5 protein-coding genes are annotated in these 7,154 nt (G+C 67.2%); 3 read left to right on the forward strand and 2 right to left on the reverse strand.

Annotated features, from left to right (window positions below; genetic code table 11):
• The coding region (locus VEG08_07100) for a pyridoxal phosphate-dependent aminotransferase (protein ID HXZ27751.1) at nt 1-1,195 on the forward strand (1,195 nt) is incomplete at its 5' end.
• Between the two features lie 195 nt (nt 1,196-1,390).
• Here VEG08_07100 and VEG08_07105 read toward each other — a convergent pair.
• Entirely contained in the window at nt 1,391-1,777 is a 387-nt protein-coding gene (locus VEG08_07105; GenBank protein HXZ27752.1) for a hypothetical protein, read from the reverse strand.
• The gene (locus VEG08_07110; protein HXZ27753.1) at nt 1,762-3,045 is read right to left on the reverse strand and encodes a hypothetical protein; all 1,284 of its coding nucleotides are present in this window, start codon (nt 3,043-3,045) and stop codon (nt 1,762-1,764) included. Before VEG08_07110 ends, VEG08_07105 begins: the two co-directional genes overlap by 16 nt.
• A gap of 281 nt (nt 3,046-3,326) precedes the next feature.
• Here VEG08_07110 and VEG08_07115 point away from each other — a divergent pair, with 281 nt between their 5' ends.
• Nucleotides 3,327-4,631: an adenylate/guanylate cyclase domain-containing protein gene (locus tag VEG08_07115; GenBank protein ID HXZ27754.1), complete on the forward strand. Its 1,305-nt coding sequence runs from the start codon at nt 3,327-3,329 to the stop codon at nt 4,629-4,631.
• Nucleotides 4,632-4,633: 2 nt separating this feature from the next.
• Nucleotides 4,634-7,154: protein kinase (locus VEG08_07120; GenBank protein ID HXZ27755.1), on the forward strand; the 2,521-nt coding region annotated here is incomplete at its 3' end.

A 7,154-nucleotide genomic window follows, 5' to 3' on the forward strand; every position in this document is an offset into this window, starting at 1 on the left:
CCTGTACATTCGGAGACCCATGTTCGCCGACCGCACGGGATGGAAGCTCGAGCCCAACGCCTACACGGTGGCGCTGGAGAAGCGCCGCGCCGCCGGCGCGGAAGTGCTCGACCTCGCCGAATCCAATCCCACACGCTGCGGACTGCGCTACGACCAGGCCGCCATCCTGGCGGCGCTGGCCCAGCCCGCCGCGCTCGACTACCGCCCCGATCCCCGCGGCCTGGCCTCGGCGCGCGAGGCCGTCGCCGCCTACTACCGCGGGCGCGCGCCCGGCGCCGCCGTGCCCGAACCCGAGCACATCTTCCTCACCACCTCCACCAGCGAGGCCTACTGCTGGCTCTTCCGCCTGCTCTGCGATCCCGGGGACGAGGTGCTGGTGCCCGCGCCCAGCTACCCGCTCTTCGAGTTCCTCGCCGGGCTCGAGGACGTGCGCCTGGTCCCCTACCTCCTGCTCTATGACCACGGCTGGCAGGTCGACTTCCATTCCATGGAGAAGGGGCTGAGCCCGCGCACCCGCGCTGTGCTGGTGGTGAATCCCAACAATCCCACCGGCTCGTTCCTGAGCAGCGAGGAGCTGACCAACCTGGACTGGCTCTGTGCCAAGGACGGGATCGCGCTCATCGCCGACGAGGTCTTTCTCGACTATCCGCACGACCGGCGTCCGCGCCACAGCCTGGCGGGGCAGCGCGACCTGCTGACCTTCGCCCTGAGCGGGCTCTCCAAGATCGCAGGGCTGCCGCAGATGAAGCTGGCGTGGTTCGCCGCCGGGGGCCCGCAGGAGACCCTGGCCCCGGCGCTGGCCCGCCTGGAAGTCATCGCCGACACCTTTCTCTCCCTGAGCACCCCCCTGCAGCTCGCCTTGCCCGCGCTCCTGGAGCAGCGCCAGGGAGTGCAGGAGCAGTTGGCGGCGCGCATCGCCCAGAACCTTGCCGAACTCGACCGCCAGCTCGCCGGGCAGAAGAGCTGCGCCCGCCTGGAGGCGGAAGGAGGCTGGTACGCGGTGCTGCGCGTGCCCGCCACCCGCAGCGACGAGGAACTGGCCATCGCCCTGCTCGAGCAGCGGGGCGTGCTGGTCCATCCCGGACACTTCTACGACTTCCCCGCCGACGGTTACCTGGTCGTCAGCCTCATCACCCCCGCCGGCACCCTCGCCGAAGGCGTGCGCCGCGTGCTGGAGTTCTGCCAATCTTCCTGAGCCGCCGCAGGTGGCGCCAGAACCCAGCCCGGCACGTAAGTGCCGGGGAGCTTTGGGCAACGCCACCCGAGTCCCGCCAGGGACGGCAGAGAACCTCCACCACAAAGGACACGAAGGCTTCACAGAGGTCACAAAGAAGACAGGGCGCGGCTTCCGCCGCGCCCTCGCTGACTCCCGATTCCTGACTCCTGACTGCTACTTTGGCATCGTGCCGGCGATGAAGTTGTCCACGTCCTCGTGGAACTTCGTCAGCGACTCGCTGCGCAGGTACACCATGTGCCCGGAGTCGTAATGCGCGAAGGAGAGGTTCTTGCGATACTCCGGGCCCAGGTCGAGGTGGTTCATGGTGTAGTCGGCGGCCCAGAAGGGCGTGGCCAGGTCGTAGTAGCCCTCCATCACCAGCACCTTGAGGTAGCGGTCCTTCACCATGGCCGCGCGCAGCGCCGAGGCGGTGTCGGGGAAGCCCATCCCCGGCCCCCACTCCCAGCGCTGGAAGAAGCTCTGCTCCTGGCTGGAAGAGGCCAACTGTCCCGCCGAAGTGTAGTAGGGCATGTCGGTCTCGTACTTCAGCTCGCGGCGCACGTAGTCATTGAAGACCGAGGTGAAGGGCGGCCCGGTCTCGGCCCCGGTGGGATCGTAGAACTGCGTCTCAGGAAGCCCTGGGGATCGGGTCCGGTGTAGCGCCCGTCCAGCCGTCCCACCCGCAGCTTCTCGTCCCCCAGCAGGTTGTGGGTGAAGGTGCGGACGTCGATGCGCAGGTTGGCTTGGTCGATCAGCTCCGGCTTCAACCCGGTGAAGCGCGCCAGTTGCGCGATCACCGCCTGCCGCTCCTCGGGTGTGAGCGCGTCGCCCTTGGCCAGCGCGGCCGTATAGTCGGTGGCGGCCCACTTCTCCACCTCCGCCCGCGTGCGCGCCAGGTCCTGCATCAGCTCCGGCGCCAGCTTCTTGTGGTAGGCGGCGATCATGGTGAACGAGGGCAGCGTCAGGATGTAGGCCTCGTCGTTGCGCTGCGTGGTGGCCAGGGTCTCGAAATCCAGCACGGTGGAGAGCAGGATGATGCCGTTGAAGGCGATGCCGCGGTCGATCAGGTAGCCGGCCACCGCCGCCGAGCGGGTGGTGCCGTAGCTCTCGCCCAGCAGGTACAGCGGCGACGACCAGCGCTCATTGCGCGTGATGTACAGGCGGATGAATTCGCCGAAGGCCTCGGCGTCGCCGCGCAGCCCCCAGAACTTCTTGCCCGTCTCCAGGTCGGCGGGACGGCTGAAGCCGGTGCCGATGGCGTCCACCAACACCAGGTCGGTCTGGTCCAGCGGCGTGTCGGGGTTGTCCATCAGGTGGTAGGGCGAAGCCGGCATCCAGCCCTCCGGCTCCAGCACCACCTTGCGCGGGCCCAGCGCGCCCATGTGCAGCCAGATCGAAGCCGAGCCCGGCCCGCCGTTGAAGGCGAAGGTGAGCGGGCGCCGGCTGGCTTCGGCCCCGTCCAGCGTGTAGGCCACGTAGAACATCTCCGCCTCGATCTTGCCGGTGGGGTCCTTGATGGGCAGGCGCCCCGCAGTGGCGGTGTAGTTCAGGGTCTTGCCGTGGACCTTGAGGGTGTGGTGGGTCACCGCCGGCGCCTGCTCGGTCATGTCCCACTTCAGTTCCTTCGACCTGGGCCCGCCGCCGCCGGCCTCGGGCTTCTCTGCCGGCGGTTCCTTGGGTGGCGGCGCCGGGCGCGCGCTCTCTTCTTGGGCAGGAGTTTTCTCCGCCGCCTTGGCCGCAGGCGCGGGCTCGCTCTTCTTTTGCTGCTGCGCCGCCGCTCCGGGCAATACGGCCAGGGCCAGGGAAAGGGAGAGGACGATGGATCTCATGTGGGCTCCTTGCTTGCAGGGAGGGCTGCCCCCCGGCAAACCGGTCATTCTAATCCAGCCCGCGCGTCCCGTCGCCTGCACTAAGGAGGCACCTCCGGCCGCGGTTACCAAGGTCATTCCGGCGGCCGGGGATTGGCCCTTGGTTCGCGCCACTTTTCCGTGGTACTTTACTGGGAGAATCGGCGCCTAACAGCCTTTCCCGCCGGGGGTTTACAACCGGGCAGTCTTGGGGATTCCGGGCGCGGGGAAACGCCTGCTCCAAGGGGTGTGGGTAGCGAACCATGCAGCCGCACGAGAGCGTGACCCAGATCATCCAGTCGTCGCGCGGGCAGCGCGAGCTGCTGGCCGAGCTGGAGAAATTTCGCAAGACCATCACCGTGATGTTCACCGACATCAAGGGCTCCACCGCCTATTTCGAAAAGTACGGCGACGTGGCCGGGCTCATGATGGTGCACCAGTGCAACGACACGCTGCGCCAGATTGTGGAGAAGCACGGCGGGCGCGTGGTCAAGACCATCGGCGACGCCATCATGGCCACCTTCGAGGACTGCAAGGGATCGGTGGAGGCGGCCATGGAGATGCAGAAGGCCCTCATCACCTTCAATGAGCCCAAGCCCGAGCAGGACCACGTCTTCATCCGCATCGGCATGAACTACGGTCCCGGCATCGTCAAGTCCAACGACGTCTTCGGCGACGTGGTCAACGTGGCCTCGCGGGTGGAGAGCGTGGCCGCGCCCGAGCAGATCGTCATCTCCGACACCCTGCACCAGCAGATCGCGCCCCTCAAGCTCTTCAAGATTCAGCACCTGGGAAAGTTCCAGCTCAAGGGCAAGGAGGAGGTCCGCGACCTCTTCGAGGTGCAATGGAACGGCGGGGAGGCCGCGCGCCGCCCCCAGGCCGCGCACACGGTGGTGCTGGGCGGGCCCAAGGCTTCCATCGTCCTGCCCAAGTTCAAGCTGCAGCACATCAAGCGCGACGGCTCGGTGGGCCAGGAGTACGCCCTGAAGGACGGCAAGTTGACGGTCGGTTCCTCCGACGCCGACCTCAAGTTCCCCTCCGACCCCGCCCTGGCTCCCCAGCACGCCTCCTTCTTCCTCGACCGCGGGCAGCTCATGGTCGAGGACATCAGCCCGGGCAAGGGCGTGTACGTGCGCCTGGTCGGCACCTACACCCTGGTGGACGGCGACGTCATCATGATGGGGCGGCAGATCTTCCGCTTCCAGGAGAAGTCGGAGGCGCTGGCCACTGCCGCCGCCACCGGCACCACCATCATGGACTTGAACGCCGCCCTGCGTGAGCCGGTGGCCCAGTTTGCCTCGCTCACCCCCGCGGGTGTAGAAGATGGAGCCAGGTTTCCGCTGGGCGAGCAGGAGATCACCTGGGGGCGCAACAAGGGCACTTACATCTTCCCTGAGGACGGCTTCATGAGCCGCTCCCACGCCAAGGTGTACCAGCGCGGCGAGAATTTCTTTCTGGAGGACTTGGGCAGCCGCAACGGCACCTTCGTGCGGGTGCGCGGCAAGGCCCCGGTGCCGGTGGGCTCCATGGTGTTGGTGGGCGGGCAACTCCTGAAGGTGGCGCAATAAGCATGGGCCAGAACACCATCAGCAAGATCGGGAAGTACGACGTCGTCGAGATCCTGGGCAAGGGCGGCATGGGGGTGGTCTACAAGGCCACCGACAGCCGCATCGGCCGCCTGGTCGCCATCAAGATGATGACCGGGGGCTTCGCCGACAATCCCGACCTGCTCAAGCGCTTCTACCGCGAGGCCCAGGCCACCGGGATGCTGCAGCATCCCAACATCGTCATCATCTACGACCTCGGCGACCAGGACGGCAATCCCTACATCGTGATGGAGTACCTGGAAGGCGATCCTATGGACAAGCTGATCGCCAACAAGCGCGAGGTCTCGCTGGTCGAGAAGCTGAACTGGATCATCCAGTGCTGCAACGGGTTGAACTACGCCCACCAGCGCGGCATCGTCCATCGCGACATCAAGCCCGCCAACATCATCATCCTCAGGGACGGCAGCATCAAGATCCTGGACTTCGGCATCGCCCGCATGGGCGACAAGTCCATGACCCGCACCGGCCAGGTGGTGGGCACCATCACCTACATGTCGCCGGAGCAGATCAACGCCCAGGTGGTGGACGGCCGCAGCGACATCTTCTCCACCGGGGTCATGCTCTACGAATTGCTCACCGGCGCCCTGCCCTTCGAAGGCAAGGACACGGCCTCCACCCTGCTCAAGATCATCCACGAGCCGCCGCCGCCGCTGAAGAACTTCCTCCCCGTCTTCCCGCCCGAGCTGGAAGAGGTGATGCACCACGCGCTCTGCAAAGACCGCGAGGAGCGTTATGCCACCGCCGAGGACTTCGCCTTCGACCTCTCGCGCGTGCAGGAGCAGCTCAAGAAGCAGATGGTCAGCGAGTACGTGGACCGCGCCAAGGGCTTCATCGACCGGTCCGAGCTGCCCAAGGCCAAGGAACTGCTGCAGCAGGTGCTGCGCGTCGACACCCAGCACACCGTCGCCAAGGACCTCATGCTCGAGGTCCAGCACCGCCTGCAGAAGCAGCAGCGCGGCGAGCAGGTGCGCCAGCTTCGCTCCCACGCCGAGGACGCCCTGGCCCACAAGCAGTACGAGGACGCCCTGGCCTACGTGGACCAGGCGCTTTCCCTGGACAAGACCAACACCGAGTTGCTGAACCTGCGCGACCTGGCCCAGGAAGCCAAGACCCGCATCGACAAGCTGCAGTCGGCCTTGCGCCGCGCCGAGCAGGCGCAGCAGGCCGGGGACCTGGAGGTTGCGCTCAAGGCCTCGGAGGACGCCCTGGCCGTCGATTCCGAGAACACCCAGGCCAAGGCCCTGCACACCTCCATCAGCAAGGAGCTCAGCGAGCACAAGAAGCAGGCGCAGGTGCAGGGCTTCCTGGACGAGGCCCGCAAGGACATCTCCCAGCGCAAGTTCACCGCCGCCTTCGAGGTCCTGAAGAAGGCGGAGGAGATCGACGCCGCCAGCCCCGAGGTCCACGCCCTGCTCAACCTGGCCTCCTCGGGCCGCGAGCAGGAGCAGCGCCGCCGCGACCTGGAGCGCTTCACCAACGAGATCGAGGACGCCCTCGCCCGCGACTCCTATCAGGAGGCCTGCGCCAAGGCCGACGAGGCCCTGGTGCGCTTCTCCAACGACCCCGGCCTGCTCAAGCTCAAGGCCATGGCCGACAAGCAGCGCGAGGCCGGCGAGAAGAAGAAGTTCGTGGAAGAGCAGATGGCCGCCGCCCGCAAGCTGCTCGATGGCGGCAAGGCCGCCGAGGCGCTCGCCGTCCTGGAGAAAGCCTCGCAGAAGGTCCCGGGCGACTCCCGCCTGCAGGGCCTGCTGGCCATCGTGCGCGACAGCGCCGAGCGCGAGCGCGTCGAGGCCCTCAAGACCGGCTTCATCCAGAAGGCCAAGGAGGCGCTGCGCAAGAAGGACTACGCCGCCGCCGTCAAGGTGCTGGAGCAGGGGCAGGCGGAGATCGAAGGTGCGGCCGAGATCAACGACCTGCTGCAGTTCGCCCGCGACGAGGCCAACGCCCACGCCCGCCGCAAGAAGATCGACCAGGCCGCCGAGGAAGCCCAGAAACTCATGGCGGAGGAGGAGTACGAGCGCGCCGTGGCCCTGCTCGAGGCCACCATGAAGGAGAGCCCCGACGAGGAGCTGCGCGTGGTGCTCACCGACGCCCGCCGCCACGTCGAGGAGTTCAACCGCAAGGTGGAGGGCGCCATCGCCAAGGCCCAGCGCCTGCTCGACGCCCGCAAGATCGACGAGGCCGTCACCTTGCTCGAGTCCCAGGCCAAGGCCTACGCCCGCTCCCAGGATTTCTGCGACATGCTGGAGAAGGCGCGCGCCGAGCAGGACCAGGTGCGGGGCGTGCGTGGCGCCCTCGACAAGGCCCGCGAGGCCGTGGGCAAGAGCGACTTCGCCGCCGCCTCCACCATCCTCGAGGCCTGCAAGAAGACCTACGGTGAGACTCCCGAGGTCAAGCAGGCCTTCACCGAGTTCGAGAGCAAGCGCGCCGCGGTGGCCAAGTCCGCGGTCGAGAAAGCGGTGCGCGACGCCCGCACCCTGCTGC

Source organism: Terriglobales bacterium, from assembly GCA_035624475.1.
In the GTDB taxonomy this organism is placed as follows: Bacteria; Acidobacteriota; Terriglobia; order Terriglobales; family Acidobacteriaceae; genus DASPRL01.

What these genes read in the sequence shown, in the direction of transcription:
- VEG08_07110 (HXZ27753.1), bottom strand. Translation starts at nt 3,045, where the DNA reads ATGAGATCCATCGTCCTCTCCCTTTCCCTGGCCCTGGCCGTATTGCCC.
- VEG08_07115 (HXZ27754.1), top strand. Translation starts at nt 3,327, where the DNA reads ATGCAGCCGCACGAGAGCGTGACCCAGATCATCCAGTCGTCGCGCGGG.